Raw genomic sequence first — 21,541 nt, forward strand, 5'->3', positions numbered from 1 at the left:
AGAAATTCGCGGCTACGCCGGAACGCTCGCCACACCCTGCGCGAGGAACGGCTTGCCGTTCACCCGCTGCGAGACACCCTCGCGGTCCAGGTACGGCGTGATGCCGCCCAGGTGGAAGGGCCAGCCGGCGCCCGTGATCAGGCAGAGGTCGATGTCCTGGGGCTCGGCGACGACGCCCTCGGCGAGCATCAGGCCGATCTCCTGCGCCACCGCGTCCAGGACGCGGTCACGGACCTGCTCCTCCGTCAGGACGGTGTCGCCCTGCTTCAGGAGGGCGGCGACCTCGGGGTCCAGCTCCGGCTTGCCGGAATCGTAGACGTAGAAGCCGCGCTTGCCGGCCTTGACGACCGCCGCGAGGTTCTCGGAGACCGTGAAGCGGTCCGGGAACGCGCGGTTCAGGGTCTCGGAGACGTGCAGACCGATCGCAGGGCCGACCAGCTCCAGGAGCACCAGCGGGGACATCGGCAGGCCGAGGGGCTCGATGGCCTTCTCCGCCGTCTCGACCGGGGTGCCCTCGTCGATGATGTTCTGGATCTCGCCCATGAAGCGGGTGAGGATGCGGTTGACGACGAACGCCGGGGCGTCCTTCACCAGGACCGCGGTCTTCTTCAGCTTGCGGGCGACACCGAAGGCCGTGGCCAGCGAGGCGTCGTCCGTCTGCTCGCCGCGGACGATCTCCAGGAGCGGGAGGATCGCGACCGGGTTGAAGAAGTGGAAGCCGACGACCCGCTCGGGGTTCTTCAGCTTCGAGGCCATCTCGGTGACCGAGAGGGACGAGGTGTTCGTGGCGAGGATCGCGTGCGCCGGGGCGACCGCCTCGACCTCCGCGAACACCTGCTGCTTGACGCCGATCTCCTCGAAGACGGCCTCGATGATGAAGTCGGCGTCGGAGAAGCCCTCCGCCTTGTCCAGCACACCGGAGACCAGGGCCTTCAGGCGGTTGGCCTTGTCCTGGTTGATGCGGCCCTTGCCGAGCAGCTTGTCGATCTCGGCCTGGACGTAGCCCACACCCTTGTCGACACGCTCCTGGTCGATGTCCGTGAGGACGACCGGGACCTCCAGGCGGCGGAGGAAGAGCAGCGCGAGCTGGCTGGCCATCAGGCCCGCGCCCACGACGCCGACCTTGGTGACCGGACGGGCCAGGGCCTTGTCCGGTGCGCCGGCCGGGCGCTTGGCGCGCTTCTGGACCAGGTTGAAGGAGTAGATCCCGGAGCGCAGCTCGCCGCCCATGATCAGGTCCGCGAGGGCCTGGTCCTCGGCGTCGAAGCCGGCGCCCAGGTCACCGCTCTTGGCCGCGGCGATGATCTCCAGCGCGCGGTACGCGGCCGGGGCCGCCCCGTGCACCTTGGAGTCGGCGACGGCCTTACCGCGCGCGACGGCCTGGTCCCAGGCGTCACCGCGGTCGACCTCGGGCCGCTCGACCGCGATCTCGCCCTTGAGGACGGACGCGGTCCAGATCAGCGACTGCTCCAGGAAGTCCGCGCCCTCGAAGATCGCGTCGGCGATCCCGAGCTCGAAGACCTGCTTGCCCTTGAGCTGACGGTTCTGGTTGAGCGAGTTCTCGATGATCACCGAGACGGCGCGGTCGGCGCCGATCAGGTTCGGGAGCAGCGCGCAGCCGCCCCAGCCGGGGACCAGGCCGAGGAAGACCTCGGGCAGCGAGAACGCCGGCAGCGCGCTGGAGACGGTGCGGTAGGAGCAGTGCAGACCGATCTCCACACCGCCGCCCATGGCCGCGCCGTTGTAGTACGCGAAGGTCGGGACCGCGAGGCCGGACAGGCGGCGGAAGACGTCGTGGCCGCCCTTGCCGATGGCCAGCGCGTCCTTGTGGTCCTTGAGGAGCTCGACGCCCTTGAGGTCCGCGCCGACCGCGAAGATGAACGGCTTGCCGGTCACACCGACGCCGACGATCGTGCCCTCGGCCGCCTCCTTCTCGACCTGGTCGACGGCGGCGTCCAGGTTCGCCAGCGACTGCGGGCCGATGGTGGTCGGCTTGGTGTGGTCGAAGCCGTTGTCCAGCGTGATGAGCGCGAAGCGCCCCGCACCGCCGGGCAGGTCGAGGTGGCGTACGTGCGCCTGCGTGACGACCTCGCCGGGGAACAGCTCGGCCGCACCCTTCAGAAGCTCAGTGGTGGAGCTCACTTGTTGCCTCCGTTGAAGTTCGGGTTCTCCCAGACGACCGTCGCGCCCATGCCGAAGCCGACGCACATGGTCGTCAGGCCGTAGCGGACCTCCGGCTGCTCCTCGAACTGGCGGGCCAGCTGAGTCATCAGGCGGACGCCGGAGGAGGCGAGCGGGTGACCGTAGGCGATCGCGCCGCCGTACTGGTTGACGCGCTGGTCGTCGTCGGCGATGCCGTAGTGCTCCAGGAAGGCGAGCACCTGCACGGCGAAGGCCTCGTTGATCTCGAAGAGACCGATGTCCTCGATGGAGAGGCCGGCCTTGGCCAGGGCCTTCTCCGTCGCCGGGATCGGGCCGTAGCCCATGACCTCGGGCTCGACACCCGCGAAGGCGTACGACACGAGGCGCATCTTGACCGGGAGGCCCAGCTCGCGGGCGGTCTCCTCGGAGGCGAGCAGCGAGGCGGTGGCGCCGTCGTTGAGACCCGCGGCGTTACCGGCCGTCACGCGGCCGTGGGCGCGGAAGGGGGTCTTCAGACCGGCCAGGGACTCCAGTGTGGTGCCCGGGCGCATCGGCTCGTCGGCGGTGACCAGGCCCCAGCCCGTCTCGCCCGCCTCGGCGTTGGTGCGGCGTACGGAGACCGGCACGAGGTCCTGCTGGATCTTGCCGTTGGCGTAGGCCTTGGCGGCCTTCTCCTGCGAGCGGACCGCGTACTCGTCGGCGCGCTGCTTGGTGATCGAGGGGTACCGGTCGTGCAGGTTCTCCGCGGTCATGCCCATGAAGAGGGCGGACTCGTCGACCAGCTTCTCCGACACGAGGCGCGGGTTCGGGTCCACGCTCTCGCCCATCGGGTGGCGGCCCATGTGCTCGACACCGCCCGCGATGACGACGTCGTACGCGCCGAAGGCGATGGAACCGGCCGTCGCGGTGACGGCGGTGAGGGCGCCCGCACACATGCGGTCGATGGAGTAACCGGGCACCGACTGCGGCAGACCGGCCAGGATCCCGGCGGTGCGCCCGAGGGTGAGGCCCTGGTCGCCGATCTGGGTGGTCGCGGCGATGGCGACCTCGTCGATCTTCGCGGGGTCCAGGTCCGGGTTGCGGCGCAGCAGCTCCCGGATGGCCTTCACGACGAGATCGTCGGCGCGGGTCTCGTGGTAGATGCCCTTCGGGCCCGCTTTGCCGAACGGGGTGCGGACGCCGTCGACGAAGACGACGTCCCGGATGGTACGAGGCACGGTGGCTCTCCTCCAGGGTGCGGGATGGCACTGCTGCGGGCGCACGCATCGGCGCGCCACGACCCTCATGCTACTTGCGGGTAACCAGACTGCCCACCCCCCGTCGCCGGAGCGGCGAACGTCACACGGGGCGGGGGCCTCGCCGGCGCCCCGGGAGGTCCGGGTAACTGGCGTGAATTCGATCCTCCTGGACGGGGCGGTCCCCGGTGTGCTCCCGACACGCGTACGCCCCCCGCCGGATCCGGCGGGGGGCGTACGCGTGTCGGTCCGTCTCAGGCGCTGGTGTCCAGGGCCCGCAGCAGCAGCGGGCCGACCTGGGTGATCTGCCAGTGGCGCGCGCCGTGTCCGGCGAGGGCGTTCTCGACGGTGTCCGGGGTCAGGACCTTGGGCGGCTCCCAGCAGACCCGGCGCACGGTGTCGGGGGTGATCAGGTTCTCCTGCGGCAGGTGCAGCCGCTCGGCGAGCTCCGACACCGCGGTGCGGGCCGCCGACAGCCGGGCCGCGGCGGCCGGGTCCTTGTCGGCCCAGGAGCGGGGCGGCGGAGGGCCGGCGGGCTGCTGGCCGGGCTGCGGCAGCTCCGACTCGGGCAGCTCCTTGGCCCGGTCGACGGCCGCCTGCCACTGCTCCAGCTGACGGCGCCCCATGCGGTGCCCGAAGCCGGGCAGCGCGGTGAGCGCCTGCACGTTCACCGGGAGGGCCAGGGCCGCCTCGATGATTGCGGCGTCGCCGAGCACCTTGCCGGGCGAGATGTCACGCCGCTGCGCCACCTGGTCACGGGCGGTCCACAGCTCCCGTACGACCGCGATCTGGCGGCGGCGGCGCACCTTGTGCATGCCGGAGGTGCGGCGCCAGGGATCCTTGCGCGGGGGAGCCGGCGGGGCCGAGGCGATCGCGTCGAACTCCTCCAGCGCCCACTCCAGCTTGCCCTGCCGGTCCAGCTCCTCCTCCAGGGCGTCGCGCAGGTCCACCAGCAGCTCGACGTCGAGCGCGGCGTAGCGCAGCCAGGGGTCGGGCAGGGGTCGGGTGGACCAGTCGACCGCCGAGTGGCCCTTCTCCAGGGCGTAGCCGAGGACGTTCTCCACTATGGCGCCCAGTCCGACGCGCGGGAATCCCGCCAGCCGTCCGGCGAGCTCCGTGTCGAAGAGCGAGGTCGGGGTCATGCCTATGTCGCGGAGGCAGGGCAGGTCCTGGGTGGCGGCGTGCAGGATCCACTCGGTGCCGGTGAGCGCCTGGCCGAGACCGGAGAGGTCGGGGCAGCCGACCGGGTCGATCAGCGCGCTCCCGGCGCCCTCGCGGCGCAGCTGCACGAGGTAGGCGCGCTGTCCGTAGCGGTAGCCCGAGGCGCGCTCGGCGTCGACGGCGACGGGGCCGGTGCCCGCGGCGAAGGCCGCGACCACCCGGGCCAGCGCGTCGTCGTCCGCCACCACCGGCGGGATGCCCTCGCGCGGTTCGAGCAAGGGGATCGGCGCCGGGGCGACGTCGTCCGGGGGAGCGCCCCCGGTGGTTCGCAGTGAGGTGTCTGCTGCGGTCTCTTGGGCGTCGGTCACATGCCAAGGGTATCTGTGTATGTGCGTCGCCCGCCGACGGAACGTTCCGTCGGCGGGCGGGCATGCACGTAAACCGGCCGGATACGCATCCGCGCAGGTGCCGGCGGGGAGTGGGGGTCAGTGGATGATGCCCGTCCGCAGGGCCACGGCGACCATTCCGGCGCGGTCCCCGGTGCCGAGCTTGCGGGCGATGCGGGCGAGGTGGCTCTTCACGGTGAGTGCGGAGAGGCCCATCGAGACGCCGATGGCCTTGTTGGACTGGCCTTCGGCGACCAGGCGGAGCACCTCCACCTCACGGCCGGAGAGTTCGCGGTAGCCGCCCGGGTGGCTCGGGGAACCGGGGGGCCGACGGTGCATACGGGCGGCATTGGCGCCGATCGGGGCGACGCCGGGACGGGTGGGGTGGCCGATGTTGGTACGGGTGCCGGTGACGACGTAGCCCTTCACGCCGCCCGCGAGGGCGTTGCGCACGGCGCCGATGTCATCGGCGGCGGAGAGGGCGAGGCCGTTCGGCCAGCCGGCGGCTCGGGTCTCGGACAGCAGGGTCAGCCCGGAACCGTCGGGCAGGTGGACGTCGGCAACGCAGATGTCGCGCGGGTTGCCGACGCGGGGGCGGGCCTCCGCGATGGACGACGCCTCGATGACGTCACGAACTCCGAGGGCCCACAGATGGCGGGTGACGGTGGAACGGACGCGCGGGTCGGCCACGACGACCATGGCCGTCGGCTTGTTCGGGCGGTAGGCGACCAGGCTTGCGGGCTGCTCGAGGAGAACGGACACCAGGCCTCCTGGGGAGTGGAGTGGCGGGACGGGCCGGCTCGGGGATGAAGCCGGGGCGAACCGTGCTTGAAGGGTCATTGACCTCTTCGGCAGCAGGTGCGTCCTCCTTTAGAGGAAGATCACGATTTAGTGAGTAACAATTCGGGCAAATAGGACGCGCGATCGATTGTACGAAAGGAGAGCCGGTCCCTGTGCGACCGGCTCTCCTCAAATGTGACGCAGCGTCAGGAAACCTGCGGTCCGCGCCGCTGGGGCAGGGTCACCACCGCGGCGTCGCTCGTGCCGGACGGCGGCAGACCGGCGAGCTGGCAGAGCAGATCTCCCCAGGCGACCAGGTGCGCGCCCATGTCCGGCACCCCGCCGCGCCCCTCGCGCGGCGTCCACGAGGCCCGGATCTCGATCTGTGTCGCCGGGCGGCGCTCGGACAGTGCGCCGAAGTAGTGCGACCCGGCGCGCGTCACCGTCCCGCCGGCCTCCCCGTACGAGAGCCCCCGGGCGTCCAGTGCCCCGGTCAGCCAGGACCAGCACACCTCGGGCAGCAGCGGGTCGGCCGCCATCTCCGGTTCCAGCTCGGCCCGGACGAGCGTCACCAGGCGGAAGGTGCCCTGCCAGGCGTCGTGGCCGGCCGGGTCGTGCAGGAGGACCAGCCGGCCGTCGGCGAGATCGTCCTCGCCCTCCACGACGGCGGCCTCCACGGCGTACGCGTGCGGGGCGAGCCGCTTCGGCGGCCGCGTGGACTCGACCTCCAGTTCGGGCCGGAGGCGGGCGGAACGCAGCGCGTCGACCGCCGACCGGAACGCCTGCGGGACTGTTTCGCCCTCCGCACTCTCCTCGCTGTCAGTGCCATCGGAATGATCGGAAAATTGTCCCTGAGCCGGAGCCATGCGGGGAAGAGTAGGCGGAACCGGAGCCCCGTGCAGGGAGGGACACCCATGCGAGGTCCGGCTCGTTGCCGCTCCGTGCGAAGATTCTGTGCGTGAGTGCCAACGACCTTCCCCAAGAGCTCAGCTCCGTCCGATCAGGGGAGGGCCCGTCCTCGGGCCTGCGGACGAACCCCGCCACCCATGAATCGGCGTTCCTCAAGGCCTGCCGCCGTGAGCCGGTGCCGCACACCCCGGTCTGGTTCATGCGTCAGGCGGGCCGGTCGCTGCCCGAGTACCTGAAGGTCCGCGAGGGCATCGCGATGCTCGACTCCTGCATGATGCCGGAGCTGGTCACCGAGATCACGCTGCAGCCCGTACGCCGCCACAAGGTCGACGCCGCGATCTACTTCAGCGACATCGTCGTCCCCCTCAAGGCCATCGGGATCGACCTCGACATCAAGCCCGGCGTGGGCCCGGTGATCGCCGAGCCGATCCGCACCCGCGCCGACCTGGCCCGGCTGCGCGACCTCACGCCCGAGGACGTCATGTACGTCACCGAGGCCATCGGGATGCTCACCGCCGAGCTCGGCGCGACGCCGCTGATCGGATTCGCCGGTGCGCCGTTCACCCTCGCGAGCTACCTCGTGGAGGGCGGCCCGTCCCGCAACCACGAGCGCACCAAGGCCATGATGTACGGCGAACCGGAGCTCTGGGCCGACCTGCTCGACCGGCTGGCGGAGATCACCGGCGCGTTCCTGAAGGTCCAGATCGAGGCGGGCGCCTCGGCGGTCCAGCTCTTCGACTCCTGGGTCGGCGCGCTGGCCCCCGCCGACTACCGCAGCTCCGTGATGCCGGCCTCCGCGAAGGTCTTCGACGCCGTCGCGTCCTACGGCGTCCCGCGCATCCACTTCGGCGTCGGCACCGGCGAGCTCCTCGGCCTCATGGGCGAGGCCGGCGCGGACGTCGTCGGTGTGGACTGGCGCGTGCCGATGGACGAGGGCGCCCGCCGGGTCGGACCCGGCAAGGCGCTCCAGGGAAACCTCGACCCGGCGGTGCTGTTCGCGCCGACCGAGGCGGTCGAGGCGAAGACCCGCGAGGTGCTCGACGCCGCCGCCGGTCTCGAGGGCCACGTCTTCAACCTCGGGCACGGCGTCATGCCGACGACCGACCCGGACGCCCTCACCCGCCTCGTCGAGTACGTCCACCAGCAGACGGAGCACTGACCGCCCCGGTCAGCAGCCCGCCGCCCGCACCGCCGACACGGCCTTGCGGGCGGCGACCAGGACCGGGTCCCAGACCGGGGAGAACGGCGGGGCGTAGCCGAGGTCGAGGGCCGTCATGGCCTCCACCGTCATGCCGGCGGTGAGCGCCACCGCCGCGACGTCCACACGCTTCGCCGCCCCGTCCCGGCCGACGATCTGCACACCCAGGAGCCGTCCGGTCCGGTACTCCGCGAGCATCTTCACCGTCATGGGCTGCGCCCCCGGGTAGTAGCCGGCGCGGCCCGTCGACTCGATGGTCGCCGTGACGTAGCGCAGACCGACCGCGCGGGCGTCCTTCTCGCGCAGCCCGGTCCTGGCGATCTCCAGGTCGCAGACCTTGCTCACCGCCGTACCGACCACGCCGGGGAACGTGCCGTAGCCGCCGCCGACGTTGGACCCGATGATCTGCCCGTGCTTGTTGGCGTGGGTGCCGAGCGCGATGTGCCGGGTGCGGCCGACGACGAGGTCCAGGACCTCGACGCAGTCGCCGCCCGCCCAGATGTCCTCCTGCCCCACGACCCGCATCGAGAGGTCCGTGAGGAGGCCGCCGTGCGGTCCCAGCGGGAGGCCGGCCTCCCGGGCCAGGGCGGTCTCCGGCTCCACGCCGATGCCCAGCACGACGACGTCCGCCGGGTAGGTGTCCCGGTCCGTGGAGACGGCGGTGACCCGGCCGTCCGGACCGGCCTCGATCCCGGTGACCGCGGCGTCGTTGACCGTGGTGATGCCCAGTCCGTCCATCGCGTCGTGGACCAGGCGCCCCATGTCCGGATCGAGCGTCGCCATCGGCTGCGCACCCCGGTTGAGCACCGTCACCGCGAAGCCGCGCTTCAGCATCGCCTCGGCCATCTCGACACCGATGTAGCCCGCGCCGACGACGACGGCCCGGCGCCCCGTGGCCCGGTCAAGCGAGTCCAGGAGCGCCTGTCCGTCGCCCAGGGTCTGCACGCCGTGGACGCCCGGGGCGTCGATCCCGGGCAGATCGGGACGCACCGGCCGGGCACCCGTCGCGATGACCAGCTTGTCGAAGTCCGTCCAGTACGTCTCACCGCTGTCCCGGTCCAGAGCCCGTACCCGGTGCCCCGCGACGTCGATCTCCGTCACCTCGGTGCGCGTGCGCAGATCGATGGACCGGGCCCGGTGCTCCTCGGGCGTACGGGCGATGAGGTCGTCGGGCCCCTCGACGTCGCCGCTCACCCAGTACGGGATGCCGCACGCGGAGTACGACGTGAACGCCCCGCGCTCGAAGGCGACGATGCTCATCTCGTCGGGTCCCTTGAGCCTGCGGGCCTGGGACGCGGCGGACATGCCCGCCGCGTCGCCTCCGACGACCACCAGTCGCTCCGCCGCCATGCCGGGTCCCTTCGCCGCTCCGTGCCAGGTCGGGGCCCACGCTACGGCTCCTACGGGGCCGGTGGGGCCTCTGCGGGCTCCGTGGCCTTCCCGGGGGCCGTCGTGCGGCGGCGCGGCAGCCGGCCGCGCAGCAGACGCCACAGCAGCACCAGCACGGCCGCGGCGGCCAGGAAGGGGGCCGTGGCACCGATCGCCACGGTGATCCACCGCAGTACCGTCACGAAGGCGTCCCAGCCACCGCTCAGGGCGTCGAGGAAGCCGGTGTCCTCGTCCTGGGGGTCGTTCGCCTCCGCCTCCGGTTCGTTGAGTTCGAGTGTGACGGTCGCCAGCGTGGTGCGGTCCTTCAGCGACTTCTGCTGGGCGAGCAGCGACTCCAGGTCGGCCTGACGGCTGCTGAGTTCGCCCTCCAGGGTCACCACGTCGGTGAGCTTCTCGGCCTTGTCCATCAGGTCGCGGACCCGGGTGACGCTCGCCCGCTGGGTGGCGATCCGGCTCTCGACGTCGACGACCTGGCCCGTGACATCCTTCGCGTTCGACGTACGGGACAGCAGTTTCCCGGTCCCCGCGAGGTCGCGCAGCACCTCGGCGTACGCGTCCTGCGGCACCCGCAGGACGAGGTGGGAGACCTCGTGGGTGTCGTCGACCCGCTCCGTGTTCTCCTCGGCGACGAGCCCGCCCGCGCCCTCCGTGGTGGCGCGGGCGGCTGCCACCGCCTTCGGCACGCTCTTCACCTCGATGCCGAGCGTGGCCGTGCGGATGACGTGGACCGCGACCGCGGAGCCCGGCTTCGGCGTCGAGGAGGTCCCGGCACCGGACTTCTCCGCGTCCTTCGCGCCGGCCCCGACGCCGGCGGGGGCGGCCGCCTTCTGGTCCGCCGCCGAATTCAGCCCCTGGTCGTCGCCGCCGGAAGAGGCGCCGCAGGCACCGGTGGCAAGAAGTGTGACGAGCAGTCCGGCGGCCGCCAGTGCGCGCGTGCGCCGGCGGGTGGGCGGATGACTGTCCGTGTGGCGTCCGTATGGCATAACGCGTCCCCCCAGGGCCGTTGTCGATGGTGCTGGTTCGACGTACGGGACCCTTCGCGGGTTGCCGGGCAGCGGTTTCGAACCGGTCACGTTCGGGACTCGGACGGGGTTCGTCCGGGACTCGGACGCGGTTTGAGAGAGTGGACCCATGCAGCGTCCTCTTCAGCGCGACACCACACGTACGGGCCACGCCGTCGTCATCGGCGGTGGCATCGCCGGACTCGCCGCCGCCCGCCGGCTGCTGGACTCGGGCGTCCGGGTCACCGTCCTGGAGGCGACCGGGCGGCTCGGCGGGAAGCTGATGACCGGCGAGATCGCGGGCACCCAGGTCGACCTCGGCGCGGAGTCGATGCTCGCGCGACGGCCCGAAGCGGTCGAGCTGGCCACCGGGGCCGGGCTCGGCGGCCGGCTCCGGCCGCCGGCCACCGCCACCGCGTCGGTCTGGACGCGCGACGCCCTGCGTCCCATGCCCAAGGGCCATGTGATGGGCGTGCCCGGAGATCCGTCGGCGCTCAGCGGGCTCCTCTCGCCCGAGGGCCTGGCCAGGATCGCAGAGGAGCGCGACCTCACCCCGACCGCCGTCGGCGACGACGTCGCGGTCGGCTCGTACGTCGCGGACCGGCTCGGCCGCGAGGTCGTCGACCGGCTCGTGGAGCCGCTGCTCGGCGGGGTGTACGCGGGCGACGCCTACCGGATCTCGATGCGTGCGGCCGTGCCCCAGCTCTTCGAAGCGGTGAAGGAGGGCGGGCCCCTCCTCGACGGGGTGCTCCGGATCCAGGAGAGGGCCGCAGCCCGGCAGCAGAGCGGGCCGGTCTTCCAGGGCATCGAGGGCGGGATCGGCACCCTGCCGGGCGCCGTCGCCGACGCCGTGCGGGAGGAGGGCGGCGAGATCCTCCTGGAGACGCCGGTGCTCGGCCTGACCCGGACCACGGACGGCTGGGACGTGCGCACCGACAGCCGGGTGATCGCCGCCGAGGCCGTCGTCCTGGCCACCCCCGCCTGGTCGGCGTCCACCCTGCTCGCCGCCGAGTGCCCGGCCGCGTCGGTCGAGCTCGCCGCCGTCGAGTACGCCTCGATGGCCCTGGTCACCATGGCCTTCCGGCGCTCCGACACCGAGGGGACCGAGGCGCTCCGGGGGCGGTCCGGATTCCTCGTGCCGCCCGTCGACGGGCGCACGATCAAGGCCGCCACCTTCTCCAGCAACAAGTGGCAGTGGGTCGCCGACGCCGCCCCCGACCTCTTCGTGCTGCGCACCTCCGTCGGCCGCTACGGCGAGGAGGAGCACCTGCACCGTGAGGACTCCGAGCTGGTCGCCGCCTCCCTGGCGGACCTCGCGTCCGCGACCGGGCTGGCGGCCAGGCCCGTGGACACCGAGGTCACCCGTTGGATCGGCGGACTGCCCCAGTACCCGGTGGGCCACCTCACCCGGGTCGCCCGGATCCGCGACGAGGTCGCCAAGCTGCCCGGGCTGCGGGTGTGCGGAGCGGTGTACGACGGGGTCGGGATCCCCGCCTGCGTGGCGAGCGCGCACCGGGCCGCGGACGAGATCGTCCGCGACCTCACGGCCGCGGGCACGGGGGAGATCGACAACACGCCGACCCGGGTTCGGGGCACCGGGAGCGAGGCGGGACAATAGCCGTATGAGTGCGCCAGAAAAGCTTCCGAACGCAGGCAAGAAGGCCAAGGACCTCAACGAGGTCATCCGCTACACCCTGTGGTCCGTCTTCAGGCTGAAGGACGTCCTGCCCGTCGACCGCGCCGGTTACGCCGACGAGGTCCAGGAGCTGTTCGACCAGCTCGCGGCGAAGGACATCACGGTCCGCGGCACCTACGACGTGTCCGGTCTGCGGGCCGACGCCGATCTGATGATCTGGTGGCACGCGGAGACCTCCGACGAGCTCCAGGAGGCGTACAACCTCTTCCGGCGCACGAAGCTGGGCCGCGCACTCGAGCCGGTCTGGTCGAACATGGCGCTGCACCGCCCGGCCGAGTTCAACAAGTCGCACGTGCCGGCCTTCCTGGCCGACGAGACGCCGCGCGACTACATCAGCGTGTACCCCTTCGTGCGCAGCTACGACTGGTACCTGCTGCCCGACGAGGACCGCCGCCGCATGCTCGCGGACCACGGCAAGATGGCCCGTGGCTACCCGGACGTGCGCGCCAACACGGTCGCCTCCTTCTCGCTGGGCGACTACGAGTGGCTCCTCGCCTTCGAGGCCGACGAGCTCTACCGCATCGTCGACCTCATGCGTCACCTGCGGGCGTCCGAGGCGCGGCTGCACGTGCGGGAAGAGGTCCCGTTCTACACGGGGCGCAGGAAGGCTGTCGCAGACTTGGTGGCCGGACTCGCATAGCCAGCGTTTCCGGTCATCCCGACCCGGAAGATCAGTTGGCGGGCAACGGCGCGTGTGACGCCGCCCGTCGTTCCAGCGACACCGGGTCCGGTGCCGGGTACACATCGGCCGGCGGCCGGCGAACTGTCGTGGCCCGCGGGGGAGTCAGCCATTCCTCTCCGCGGACCGCCGCCTCTCGCCGGCTCCGGCCGATGTGTCCCGGGCCGAACAACCGCACAGAACACCACGAGGGCCGCCTCCGGCGACGGGGGCGGCCCTCGTGGTGTGCGACGCCGTGACGGTGCGGCCGGTCGCCGCTGACCGATCGGACCGTGATCAGACCCCGGTCCGGGCCCGGATCGGCAGGGCCGCTCTCAGGTCCGGGTCCTCCAGGGCTCCCACGCCCCGTACCGCCACCGCCGCCAGGAGATCGCGGTCCGCGCCGCGCACCGGGGCCGGCAGCGAGTCCAGCCAGTGCTGCCCGCTCGGCGAGGCCCACGGGCTGTACGGGTGGTTCTCCACCCGCGCGATGGCCAGGCAGCCCAGCGTCAGTACGAGCGGCAGACCGAACCAGGCGGCCACCGGGCCCGCGTAGCCCATGTCCTGACCGGGGACCAGCATCGCGGTGGCCGCCAGGGCCACCACCAGCACCGCCGCGCCCCGGACGCCGCGCACCGCCGACTCCAGACCCGTCCGGGTCCCGTGCGGCACGGCCAGCCCCGCCGCGACCAGGCGGTCGGCGAGGGAGCGTACGGTGTCGGCCGTCGCCGCGGCGGCCCGTATCGGTGCTATCCGGGACTGGCCCGCCGGGCCGATCACGCGGATCACGGTGCGCTCGACCTCGTCCCGCCCCTCAGGATCGACGACCGTCGCCCAGCCCGTGTGGGCGAGCAGCAGCCGACGCCGCAGGTGCATGGAGACCAGCGCGAGATCGGCGACGCGCTGTGGTCCGCCGGCCAGGAACGCCGTCTCGTACAGGTTGAGTTCGGGGGAGACGGCCGGCCGGGCGGCGGCGGGCGGCCGCTGTGCCGCACCCGCGGTGACGAGGCACAGCCGGATGCAGGAGACGGCGGCCGCGCACCACGCGACCAGAAGAAGCAGGACCCAGAGCATGGCGGAGTTCTATGCGAGAACGGCAGAGGAGCGCTATGCCGTGTTCACGATATGGACGCATCTCGGTCACACACGGTCATGCGTGGCTGGATTGCGCCCCTCTCAGGCTCCGTACGCTCACGAACTGCTGCCGCAGCTCGACCCGCTGCTGCAACTGGAGCCGCTGCTGCTGCAGCTGGATCCGCTGCTGCAGCTCGACCCCGAACTGCAGGTGGAGCCCGGTCCGGAGTCGCCGCCCCCGCCGGTGGAACCCCCGCAGCCGCCACCGCCGGGACTCGTCCCCGCGCACCACAGCACCGGGATGAAGGCGTTCGCCGTGACCGGCGAGGTCGTCGAGCCCGACGAGGGGCGCAGGAAGGGCTGGTGCCGGGCGGCATCCGCCAACTGCCCCTGGAGCACGGGATCGGGGAGTGCGCGCAGACCGTGGGCTGCCACCAGATGGGCCGGATCGGCCACATGGGCGTTGGCCGTCCGGTAGTTGGCGGCGACCTGCCGTCCCGCCCGGGTGATCCGGGACCTGGCGGCCGCCGCTGTGCTGAACCCGACCACGGCCCCGGTGAGGATCGCGGGCAGCATCTTCACCACGAAGGGCACCGGGAGGTCCGCGAAGGCGTCGAGCAGGGCGTACTGGACGACGGTCAGGGCGATGCTCACCGGCAGGCCGATGAGGGACCCGATCCCCAGGACGAGCCCCCACCGACGGCGCCCCCGGCTCTCGTCCGGGGCGATCAGCAGTCCCCGGGAGGCCAGCCCGTCGCCGATCTCCTGCACCGCGGGATGCCGCATCACCGCAGCCCGCAGGGTGCTCAGGGCCCCGCTGGGGGCCGCGGCCATCTCCTGGAGTACGGCACGCTCCACCGCGTCATGGGCCTCGGCCCGCTGGAGTGCGACGATGCCGGGTCCGCCGATGGTCAGCCGCCCGTCCGTGTGCATGCGGGTGAGCGCGGTGTCCACGACCCTGGCCGGACCGCCGCTGAGGAATGCCACTTCGGAGAGGTCGAGCAGGTAGCCGCCGGACCCGCCGCCCTGCCGGCCGGCGTGACGCGTCGCGACGATCAGGAGGGTGGAGGAGACGGCCACGGCAAGGGTCAGCAGAAGAGCGAGGAGGTTCATGGCGTGGTCACTTTCCGAGGAGGGCGGCACGGGCGGAGCGGACCAGACGGGTCGCGCGGCGCGGGGGACGGGGGCCGGCGCGGTCCTGCCACCAGAGGGTGAGCCGTCGCCGGGCCGCCTCGTCGTCGGGCCGGCCCTCGACGAGCAGCAGCTCGGCGAAGGCCAGGGCGTCGCGGCGGTAACCGCCGGACATCGGCCGGTTCCTGGCGTACGCGAGGAACGCCTTCCGGTAGCCGTCGCCGAGGATCTCGGGCAGCTCCGGTGCGACCTTGGCGACGACATCGGCCCGCTTCGCGGCCAGGGCGCGGCTCTGCACCCCGAGGCGCCGGTGGTCGAAGCCGTCCGGCACCGGTGTTCCGGCCACCAGCGAGGAGAGCAGGGCGGTCTGCGCCACGGCGGTCCGGTCGCGGGCTCCGGCCGCGGGGGCCGGCTCCGGTCGCCGGACGGTCCTTCCGCAGGCGGCTCCCCGGGCGGTGGACGCCTCGGCCGGCGTGGAGCGGATCGCGGCCAGTTCGCCGGCCAGCTCCTCGGCCGACGGGAAGTCGTCGTCGCGCTCCAGCAGCACCCCCGGCGGGTCGACGCGCGAGCGGAGCTCGGCCAGCACGTCCAGGACGGGCTGCGTCACGGGATGCGCGTGCGTGTCGTGCCAGACGCCGTCCTTCTCGACGCCGCCCGCCACATGCACGTACGCGATGGCCTCGACCGGCAGTTCGTCGAGCGCGGTCACGGGGTCCTCGCCGCGGTTGACGTGGTTGGTGTGCAGGTTCGCGACGTCGATCAGCAGCCGCACACCGGTGCGTTCGACCAGCTCCGCGAGGAACTGCCCCTCGGTCAGCTCCTCGCCGGGCCAGGAGACCAGCGCGGCGATGTTCTCCAGGGCCAGCGGGACGGGCAGCGAGTCCTGCGCGATCCGCACGTTCTCGCACAGGACGCCCAGCGCGTCCCAGGTCCGGGGCACCGGAAGCAGATGGCCCGCCTCCAGCACCGGGGAGGCGGTGAGCGGCCCCCCGGCGCGTACGAACGCGATGTGCTCCGTCACCAGCGGGGTGCCCAGGAGTTCGGCCCGCGCCGCCAGCCCGGCGAGGCGGCCGGGATCCGGGCGGTCGGCGCCGCCCAGGCCCAGCGAGACCCCGTGCGGGACGACCGTGACCCCGCGCTCCCGGAGCCGTACCAGTGAGTCCGGGAGATGGTCCGTGCAGAGGTTCTCCGCGACCGCCTCGACCCAGTCGACGCCCGGCAGGGCCTCGACGGCGTCCGCGATCTCCGGCCGCCAGCCGATGCCGATTCCCAGCTTCATGATGTCCCCTCCCCGTTCTGTGCAGGGGTCATGGCCCCGCCGGACGCCGGTGAATCCGGATGAGGGGACGTTCAGAGCTGAATTTGAGGTTCCCGGAGGTGCGCAAAAAGGCCCGTTATCCGATCGTGATGCTTCAGGTGTCCGGGTCGGAACGCCGTCGACCTGCGGAAACGTGGGGCGGGGCGCACGCGTCGACGACTCGGACACACCGGATTAATTCCGGGCTCCGTTGACGGAGATCAACGAGCGTTCGCATGCTGATCGACATGCCGTCCCAGGAGCGCCCCGCCTCACGATTCCGGATGATTTCGGCGAGGGGAACGATCCCGCACCCGAACCGCCGGGCAGGAACCACGTGTTCCGCCGCAGGGCACACGGCTCCCGTGCGCCGACCGGGGCGACTCCGCCGGACGGCCCCGGCGCGGACCCGCTAGCCGACGCCCCGACCGACCGACTGACCGGGCCCGGTCCAGGGCCCGGCCCGGTGCTCGGCCGCGCCGGCCGACGGTCTTCCCGGCCGGTCGTCCTCGGCCTCGACCGGCCCGTGGGCTCCGGACCTCGGCCCTCGCGCCCCGGAACGATGAAGGAGAACACCACCGATGAGCAGTTCCGAGAACACGCCGCAGGTCGGCCGCCGGTCCCTGCTGGCCCGTGCCGCCGGCGTAGGAGCGGTGGCGGCACTGCCCGTGGCCGCCGTCCCGGCGGCGCAGGCCTCGGCCGCCCCGGCGCCCGGCCGGCCCGCTCCGGCCCCGTCGATGGGGCGCTACCCGGAGAACTGGCCCGACCCCGAGCCCTACGGACTCGCGGACACCCGGCCGGACCTGTGGCCACGGGAGGACAACTCCTTCGTCCTCCCGCTGGAACTGCGCCCCCGCGACGAGGAGCGGGGCGTGGTGTGGATGCGGGACACCTACGTCAACTGCTTCGTCGTGGACGGGCGTCCGCTCTACGTGGCCACGGGCACCACCCGGGTGCCGGGGCTCGAAGCGGCCGGCCCGTGGAACGACGGCATCTTCGTCTGGCTGGCCCGCTCACTCCGAGGGCCGTGGAAGCTGGCCGACACGACCGGGATCCGGCCCGGAGCGGAGAAGGGCAAGGTGTGGTCGCCCGAGTTCACCGACGAGAACCGGCCGGGGAGGACGGTCGTCGCCCCCTGGCAGGAGTACTGGTACGACGAGCAGTTCGGCAAGCGCGGCCAGGCATGGGCCCCGGAGCTGCACCGCTTCCGCGGGAAGTGGTACATCGTGGCGTGCATGGGGGACCACTCCGAGAAGGTCGGCTCGTTCATGCTCGTGAGCGAGGGAGGGGTCGAGGGCCCGTACCGGCTCGTCGAGGGCAACCTGGAGAAGCCCTTCGGCGAGTCGTTCATAGGGGGCCCGAGCTTCATCAAGCCCGGCGCCTACCACCACATCGACGGCAGCCTCTACAGCGAGGGCGACGACGCCTGGCTCGTGCTGCACAACAACCTGTACGCGAAGTTCCGCGACGACATGGAGGACATCCTCCCGACGACGGACCTCCCCGCGTTCCGGCAGACCCCGTACACGCCCGAGCCGTACCTGGAAGGCGCGTACGTCTTCAAGCACGGGGGTAAGTACTTCCTCCTCCACGCGGCCTGGGACCGGACGTCGGTCGACGCCGACGGCACCGCGCGCCAGGCCTACGCCCCGGCCGGGACCGGCCGTGTGCAGTACCAGTACGACGCGGTGGCCGCCGTGTCGGACACCTTCGAGGGCCCGTACTCCGAGCGCTGGACCGTCGGGGTCGGCGCCGGCCACAACAACTTCTTCGCGGACGCCCACGGCGATCTGTGGGCGACGTTCTTCCGCAATCCCAACTTCGGCCACTGGTCCAACCCCTCGCGTCTCGCCGACGCGGCCGTGCCCGGCGTCGTGCGGGTGGAGTGGACCGGCCCGAAGGGCAACCGCCTGTACGTCCGGCGCCGGGACCACTGAGCCTTCCGGGCGGCGCGCGTGCCCGGGGACGCCGACGGGGCGGCGTCCCCGGCATGGTGCCGGTGGATGCCGCCCCGGAGGGGACGAGGTGCGGGAGCGGCCCGCGTGCTCATGCCGGTTACTTCGGGTCGCGCTTGAACGCGCTGGTCGACCAGGTGTAGCCGAGTGCGGTCAGGGCCACGGTCCAGGCGAGGGCGAGCCAGCCGTTGTGGCCGATCTCGGTGCCCAGGAGGAGGCCGCGGAGGGTTTCGATGGCGGGGGTGAAGGGCTGGTACTCGGCGATCGGCTGGAACCAGCCGGGCATGGCGTCGACGGGGGTGAAGGCGCTGGAGATGAGCGGCAGCAGGATCAGGGGCATCGCGCTGTTGCCGGCGGCTTCGGCGTTGGGGCTGGCCATGCCCATGCCGACGGCGATCCAGGTGAGGGCGAGGGCGAAGAGGGCGAGGAGTCCGAAGGCTGCCAGCCACTCCAGGGCGGTGGCGTCCACGGAGCGGAAGCCGATGGCCACGCCGACGGCTCCCACGAGGACGACGGCGGCGACGGACTGCAGGACGCTGCCGACGACGTGGCCGATCAGGATGGATCCGCGGTGGATGGCCATGGTGCGGAAGCGGGCGATGATGCCTTCCGACATGTCGGTGGCGACGGACACCGCGGCGCCGATGACGGTGCTGCCGATGGTCATCAGCAGGATGCCGGGCAGGATGTAGGCGATGTAGTCGGAGCGGTCCGCGCCGCCGCCGGCGATGCCGGCGCTCATGACGTCGCCGAAGATGTAGACGAAGAGCAGCAGGAGCATGACCGGGGTGAGCAGCAGGTTCAGGGTCATGGAGGGGTAGCGGCGGGCGTGCAGGAGGTTGCGGCGCAGCATGGTTCTGGAGTCGCGTACGGCGAGGGTCAGGGTGCTCATCGGGCGTTCTCCTGGGTCTGGTTGTTCTGGGCGGGGACGGTGGCGTCGGTGAGGGCGAAGAAGACGTCGTCGAGGTCGGGGGTGTGGACGGTCAGTTCGTCGGCCTCGATGCCGGCGGTGTCCAGGCGGTCGAGGACGGTGCGCAGTTCGCGCTGGCTGCCGTCGCTGGGGATGCGTACGGTGAGGGATTCGTCGTCGCCGGTGGCCTCGTTCAGCGTGGTGGTGGCGGAGCGGTAGGCGGCGGGGTCGGTGAAGCGGAGGCGGACGTGTCCGCCGGGGACGAGCCGCTTGAGCTGGTCGGCACTGCCTTCGGCGGCGATGCGGCCGTCGTGGAGGACGGCGATGTGGTCGGCGAGTTCGTCGGCCTCCTCCAGGTACTGCGTGGTGAGGAAGACGGTGACCCCGTCGGTGACGAGCTCGCGGATGATGCCCCACATGGTGTGACGGGCGCGGGGGTCGAGCCCGGTGGTGGGCTCGTCGAGGAAGATGATCCGGGGGCCGCCCACCAGCGTCATCGCGATGTCCAGTCGCCGCTTCATACCGCCGGAGTAGCTCGCGGCCGGCTTCTTCGCCGCCTCCACCAGATCGAAGCGCTCCAGGAGCTCCGCGGTCACCCGCCGCCCCTCCGCCTTCGACAGGTGGTGCAGGTCCGCCATGAGGAGCATGTTCTCCTCACCCGTGATCAGCCCGTCCACCGCCGAGAACTGACCCGTCACACCGATCACACTGCGCACCGCGTGCGGTTCGGCGACCACGTCGTGGCCCCCGACGCGCAGGTCACCGGCGTCGGCGCCGATGAGGGTGGAGAGGATCTTGACGGCGGTGGTCTTGCCGGCACCGTTCGGGCCGAGCAGGGAGAAGACGGTTCCTTCGGGGACGGCGAGGTCGATGCCGGCGAGGACGGTCTTGTCGCCGTAGGACTTCCGCAGCCCGTTCGCCGCGATGGCCAAGCTGGTCATGGGGGTTGCTCCTTCTCGGGACTGCGGGTCAGAGGCTGCGGGCGGTGATGTCGCCCTGAGTGGTGGTCGCGTGGATGTCGAGGGCGGTGCTGCCGTCGTTCCTGAGCTCGTTGCTGATCCGGCCGAGGGTGGTGCCGGCGTCCAGGGCGGCCGAGACGCCGGTGGCGGCGGTGACGGAGATGTCGCCCTTCTGGGTGGTGAGGACGACCCTGCCGCCACCGGCCTCAGCGATCCGGATGTCACCCCTCGTGGTGCTGATCTCCGCGGGGCCGCCGAGCCGGCCGACCTCGACGTCGCCGTCGGTCGCGGTGAGGCGGACGCTCGCGGCCTCGTCGATCTTGATCTGGTGGTACGCGCCGTCGAAGGCGACGTCGCCGAGGCGGCCGACGGCCCGGAACTCGGTGCTCGACGCCTTCGCCTCGACGCGGGAGCCGGCGGGCAGCTGCACCGTCACCTCGACGGATCCGGAGGCGCCGAGGTGCTCGTTCTTCACGGGGACCGAGATCCGCAGGACTCCGTCGGCGTACGCGGTCGTGGTCTGCTCCGCCGTCTTCACGTCGCGGCTCTTCGAGGCGTTCGTGGGCCGGACCTCGACCACGGTGTCCGCGCGGTCGGCGGCGATGATCTGGACGCGTCCGGCGGGGATGTCCAGGATGGCGGCGATCGGGGCGGGGGTCTCGAACTTCTGCATCGTGCTCTCCTTGTGACTCGTTGTTTCGAACAATGGAAAAGCTACGTTGCGTTCGATGACCCGGCAACAGCGTTGTTGCGTCAAATCCTTGTTCTGGCAGGTAGTTGCCGTGTTTTCGTTGCGGAGATCCTGAAAGGAATGCAACGCGCGTGACGTCAAGTGTTGCAATGGGTTGAACGTGAACGCTATTCTCGCGGCATCGGACCACACGAAGGAGCGCGCGATGCCGGGAGGCAGGCTCACCCAGAAGGACCGTCAGCAGATCGCACTGGGGCTGACCGACGATCTGCCCTACGCGGAGATCGCCCGGCGCCTGGAGCGTCCGACCTCGACGATCACGCGTGAGGTGATGCGCAACGGCGGCCCCACCGGCTACCGCGCGGACCTGGCCCACCGGGCCACCGAACGCCGGGTCCAGCGGCGCAAGCCCGCCTCGCCCCGGGAGGCGGAGCCCGCCGCCCTGCCGCACGGGCGCGATCCCGTGGCCCTGGCCGCGTACGAGGAGCAGTTCACGGCCGTCATGATGCAGTCGGGCCTGTCCAACAAGATGATGGCGCGGGTGATGGTCTGTCTCCTCACCACCGACTCGGGCAGCATGACCGCCGCCGAACTCGTCCAGCGCCTTCAGGTCAGCCCGGCGTCCGTCTCCAAGGCGATCGCGTTCCTGGAGGGTCAGGCCCTCGTCCGCAGGGAACGCGACGAACGCCGCCGGGAGCGCTACGTCATAGACGAGAACCTCTGGTACCAGTCGATGATCGCCAGCGTCAGCGCCCTCACCCAGCAGGTCGAGGTATCGCGGCAGGGCGTCGGTGTCCTCGGCCCCGGCACCCCGGCCGCCGTCCGCCTGGAGAGCGTCGCCCGCTTCCTCGACTTCGTCTCCGAGAGCCTCGCCCGGGCGGCGGAACAGGCCCGCGACATCCTCTACTCGAACGCCGGGCCGGCCCCGGACGGCGCCGGGCAGCCGCCCCTCGACGACGAACAGTGAGA

The 21,541-nt window shown here is 71.9% G+C and carries 18 protein-coding genes; 5 read left to right on the forward strand and 13 right to left on the reverse strand.

Annotated features, from left to right (window positions below; all coding sequences use genetic code 11):
• Positions 1 to 12: 12 nt before the first annotated feature.
• The 5 genes from OG488_RS29865 to OG488_RS29885 form a co-directional block, all read right to left on the reverse strand.
• Complete coding sequence (locus tag OG488_RS29865) at positions 13 to 2,142, reverse strand: 3-hydroxyacyl-CoA dehydrogenase NAD-binding domain-containing protein (RefSeq protein WP_329234243.1); 2,130 nt, start codon at positions 2,140 to 2,142, stop codon at positions 13 to 15.
• The gene (locus OG488_RS29870; RefSeq protein ID WP_329234248.1) at positions 2,139 to 3,359 is read right to left on the reverse strand and encodes a thiolase family protein; all 1,221 of its coding nucleotides are present in this window, start codon (positions 3,357 to 3,359) and stop codon (positions 2,139 to 2,141) included. Before OG488_RS29870 ends, OG488_RS29865 begins: the two co-directional genes overlap by 4 nt.
• 272 nt (positions 3,360 to 3,631) lie before the next feature.
• Positions 3,632 to 4,906, reverse strand: a complete 1,275-nt coding sequence (locus OG488_RS29875) for an HRDC domain-containing protein (protein WP_329234251.1) — start codon at positions 4,904 to 4,906, stop codon at positions 3,632 to 3,634.
• Positions 4,907 to 5,023: 117 nt separating this feature from the next.
• Complete coding sequence (locus OG488_RS29880; RefSeq protein ID WP_033300087.1) at positions 5,024 to 5,686, reverse strand: helix-turn-helix transcriptional regulator; 663 nt, start codon at positions 5,684 to 5,686, stop codon at positions 5,024 to 5,026.
• Positions 5,687 to 5,910: 224 nt separating this feature from the next.
• Positions 5,911 to 6,570: a DUF3000 domain-containing protein gene (locus tag OG488_RS29885; RefSeq protein WP_329234254.1), complete on the reverse strand. Its 660-nt coding sequence runs from the start codon at positions 6,568 to 6,570 to the stop codon at positions 5,911 to 5,913.
• Positions 6,571 to 6,662: 92 nt separating this feature from the next.
• On the opposite strand from OG488_RS29885, the gene hemE reads away from it, so the two are divergent.
• Positions 6,663 to 7,772: a uroporphyrinogen decarboxylase gene (gene hemE, locus OG488_RS29890; protein WP_406465139.1), complete on the forward strand. Its 1,110-nt coding sequence runs from the start codon at positions 6,663 to 6,665 to the stop codon at positions 7,770 to 7,772.
• A 9-nt stretch (positions 7,773 to 7,781) separates the two neighbouring features.
• Here hemE and OG488_RS29895 read toward each other — a convergent pair whose 3' ends face one another.
• Positions 7,782 to 9,161 carry an FAD-dependent oxidoreductase gene (locus OG488_RS29895; RefSeq protein WP_329234257.1) on the reverse strand — a complete coding sequence of 460 codons (1,380 nt, stop codon included), beginning with the start codon at positions 9,159 to 9,161 and terminating at the stop codon, positions 7,782 to 7,784.
• Positions 9,162 to 9,211: 50 nt separating this feature from the next.
• A complete protein-coding gene (locus tag OG488_RS29900; RefSeq protein WP_329234260.1) occupies positions 9,212 to 10,183 on the reverse strand; it encodes a DUF4349 domain-containing protein in 972 nt (323 codons plus the stop codon).
• A gap of 148 nt (positions 10,184 to 10,331) precedes the next feature.
• On the opposite strand from OG488_RS29900, the gene hemG reads away from it, so the two are divergent.
• Together hemG and hemQ are read left to right on the forward strand one after the other, a co-directional pair.
• The gene (gene hemG, locus OG488_RS29905) at positions 10,332 to 11,819 is read left to right on the forward strand and encodes a protoporphyrinogen oxidase (RefSeq protein ID WP_329234264.1); all 1,488 of its coding nucleotides are present in this window, start codon (positions 10,332 to 10,334) and stop codon (positions 11,817 to 11,819) included.
• Between the two features lie 4 nt (positions 11,820 to 11,823).
• Complete coding sequence (gene hemQ / locus OG488_RS29910) at positions 11,824 to 12,537, forward strand: hydrogen peroxide-dependent heme synthase (RefSeq protein WP_329234266.1); 714 nt, start codon at positions 11,824 to 11,826, stop codon at positions 12,535 to 12,537.
• Positions 12,538 to 12,852: 315 nt separating this feature from the next.
• Here the strand turns inward: hemQ and OG488_RS29915 are convergent, their stop codons facing one another.
• The 3 genes from OG488_RS29915 to OG488_RS29925 all read right to left on the reverse strand — a co-directional run bounded on the left by OG488_RS29915 (position 12,853) and on the right by OG488_RS29925 (position 16,039).
• Entirely contained in the window at positions 12,853 to 13,629 is a 777-nt protein-coding gene (locus OG488_RS29915) for a TIGR04222 domain-containing membrane protein (protein ID WP_329234269.1), read from the reverse strand.
• 117 nt (positions 13,630 to 13,746) lie between these two features.
• Positions 13,747 to 14,742, reverse strand: coding sequence for a TIGR04222 domain-containing membrane protein (locus OG488_RS29920; protein ID WP_329234272.1), 996 nt, complete (start codon positions 14,740 to 14,742; stop codon positions 13,747 to 13,749).
• A gap of 7 nt (positions 14,743 to 14,749) precedes the next feature.
• Positions 14,750 to 16,039, reverse strand: a complete 1,290-nt coding sequence (locus OG488_RS29925) for a DUF692 domain-containing protein (protein ID WP_329234274.1) — start codon at positions 16,037 to 16,039, stop codon at positions 14,750 to 14,752.
• A gap of 599 nt (positions 16,040 to 16,638) precedes the next feature.
• Here OG488_RS29925 and OG488_RS29930 point away from each other — a divergent pair.
• Positions 16,639 to 17,994: a family 43 glycosylhydrolase gene (locus OG488_RS29930; RefSeq protein ID WP_329234276.1), complete on the forward strand. Its 1,356-nt coding sequence runs from the start codon at positions 16,639 to 16,641 to the stop codon at positions 17,992 to 17,994.
• 118 nt (positions 17,995 to 18,112) lie between these two features.
• On the opposite strand, the gene OG488_RS29935 is transcribed toward OG488_RS29930, so the two are convergent.
• Genes OG488_RS29935 through OG488_RS29945 form a run of 3 tightly spaced genes read right to left on the reverse strand, consistent with a single transcriptional unit; the run spans position 18,113 to position 20,554 of the window.
• Positions 18,113 to 18,904 (reverse strand): ABC transporter permease, encoded by a 792-nt coding sequence (locus tag OG488_RS29935; RefSeq protein WP_329234279.1) that lies wholly within the window; start codon positions 18,902 to 18,904, stop codon positions 18,113 to 18,115.
• Positions 18,901 to 19,863 (reverse strand): ATP-binding cassette domain-containing protein, encoded by a 963-nt coding sequence (locus tag OG488_RS29940; RefSeq protein WP_329234282.1) that lies wholly within the window; start codon positions 19,861 to 19,863, stop codon positions 18,901 to 18,903. The genes OG488_RS29935 and OG488_RS29940 overlap by 4 nt, the downstream gene beginning before the upstream one ends.
• Positions 19,864 to 19,891: 28 nt before the next feature.
• The gene (locus OG488_RS29945; protein WP_329234284.1) at positions 19,892 to 20,554 is read right to left on the reverse strand and encodes a DUF4097 family beta strand repeat-containing protein; all 663 of its coding nucleotides are present in this window, start codon (positions 20,552 to 20,554) and stop codon (positions 19,892 to 19,894) included.
• 223 nt (positions 20,555 to 20,777) lie between these two features.
• Between OG488_RS29945 and OG488_RS29950 the strand changes: the two genes are divergently transcribed.
• Positions 20,778 to 21,539, forward strand: a complete 762-nt coding sequence (locus OG488_RS29950) for a helix-turn-helix domain-containing protein (RefSeq protein ID WP_329234287.1) — start codon at positions 20,778 to 20,780, stop codon at positions 21,537 to 21,539.
• Positions 21,540 to 21,541 lie beyond the last annotated feature (2 nt).

The sequence above is a fragment of the Streptomyces sp. NBC_01460 genome, assembly GCF_036227405.1.
Taxonomy (GTDB): domain Bacteria; phylum Actinomycetota; class Actinomycetes; order Streptomycetales; family Streptomycetaceae; genus Streptomyces.

What these genes read in the sequence shown, in the direction of transcription:
- OG488_RS29885 (WP_329234254.1), bottom strand. Translation starts at nt 6,570, where the DNA reads ATGGCTCCGGCTCAGGGACAATTTTCCGATCATTCCGATGGCACTGAC.
- OG488_RS29895 (WP_329234257.1), bottom strand. Translation starts at nt 9,161, where the DNA reads ATGGCGGCGGAGCGACTGGTGGTCGTCGGAGGCGACGCGGCGGGCATG.
- OG488_RS29900 (WP_329234260.1), bottom strand. Translation starts at nt 10,183, where the DNA reads ATGCCATACGGACGCCACACGGACAGTCATCCGCCCACCCGCCGGCGC.
- hemG (WP_329234264.1), top strand. Translation starts at nt 10,332, where the DNA reads ATGCAGCGTCCTCTTCAGCGCGACACCACACGTACGGGCCACGCCGTC.
- hemQ (WP_329234266.1), top strand. Translation starts at nt 11,824, where the DNA reads ATGAGTGCGCCAGAAAAGCTTCCGAACGCAGGCAAGAAGGCCAAGGAC.
- OG488_RS29915 (WP_329234269.1), bottom strand. Translation starts at nt 13,629, where the DNA reads ATGCTCTGGGTCCTGCTTCTTCTGGTCGCGTGGTGCGCGGCCGCCGTC.
- OG488_RS29920 (WP_329234272.1), bottom strand. Translation starts at nt 14,742, where the DNA reads ATGAACCTCCTCGCTCTTCTGCTGACCCTTGCCGTGGCCGTCTCCTCC.
- OG488_RS29925 (WP_329234274.1), bottom strand. Translation starts at nt 16,039, where the DNA reads ATGAAGCTGGGAATCGGCATCGGCTGGCGGCCGGAGATCGCGGACGCC.
- OG488_RS29930 (WP_329234276.1), top strand. Translation starts at nt 16,639, where the DNA reads ATGAGCAGTTCCGAGAACACGCCGCAGGTCGGCCGCCGGTCCCTGCTG.
- OG488_RS29935 (WP_329234279.1), bottom strand. Translation starts at nt 18,904, where the DNA reads ATGAGCACCCTGACCCTCGCCGTACGCGACTCCAGAACCATGCTGCGC.
- OG488_RS29940 (WP_329234282.1), bottom strand. Translation starts at nt 19,863, where the DNA reads ATGACCAGCTTGGCCATCGCGGCGAACGGGCTGCGGAAGTCCTACGGC.
- OG488_RS29945 (WP_329234284.1), bottom strand. Translation starts at nt 20,554, where the DNA reads ATGCAGAAGTTCGAGACCCCCGCCCCGATCGCCGCCATCCTGGACATC.
- OG488_RS29950 (WP_329234287.1), top strand. Translation starts at nt 20,778, where the DNA reads ATGCCGGGAGGCAGGCTCACCCAGAAGGACCGTCAGCAGATCGCACTG.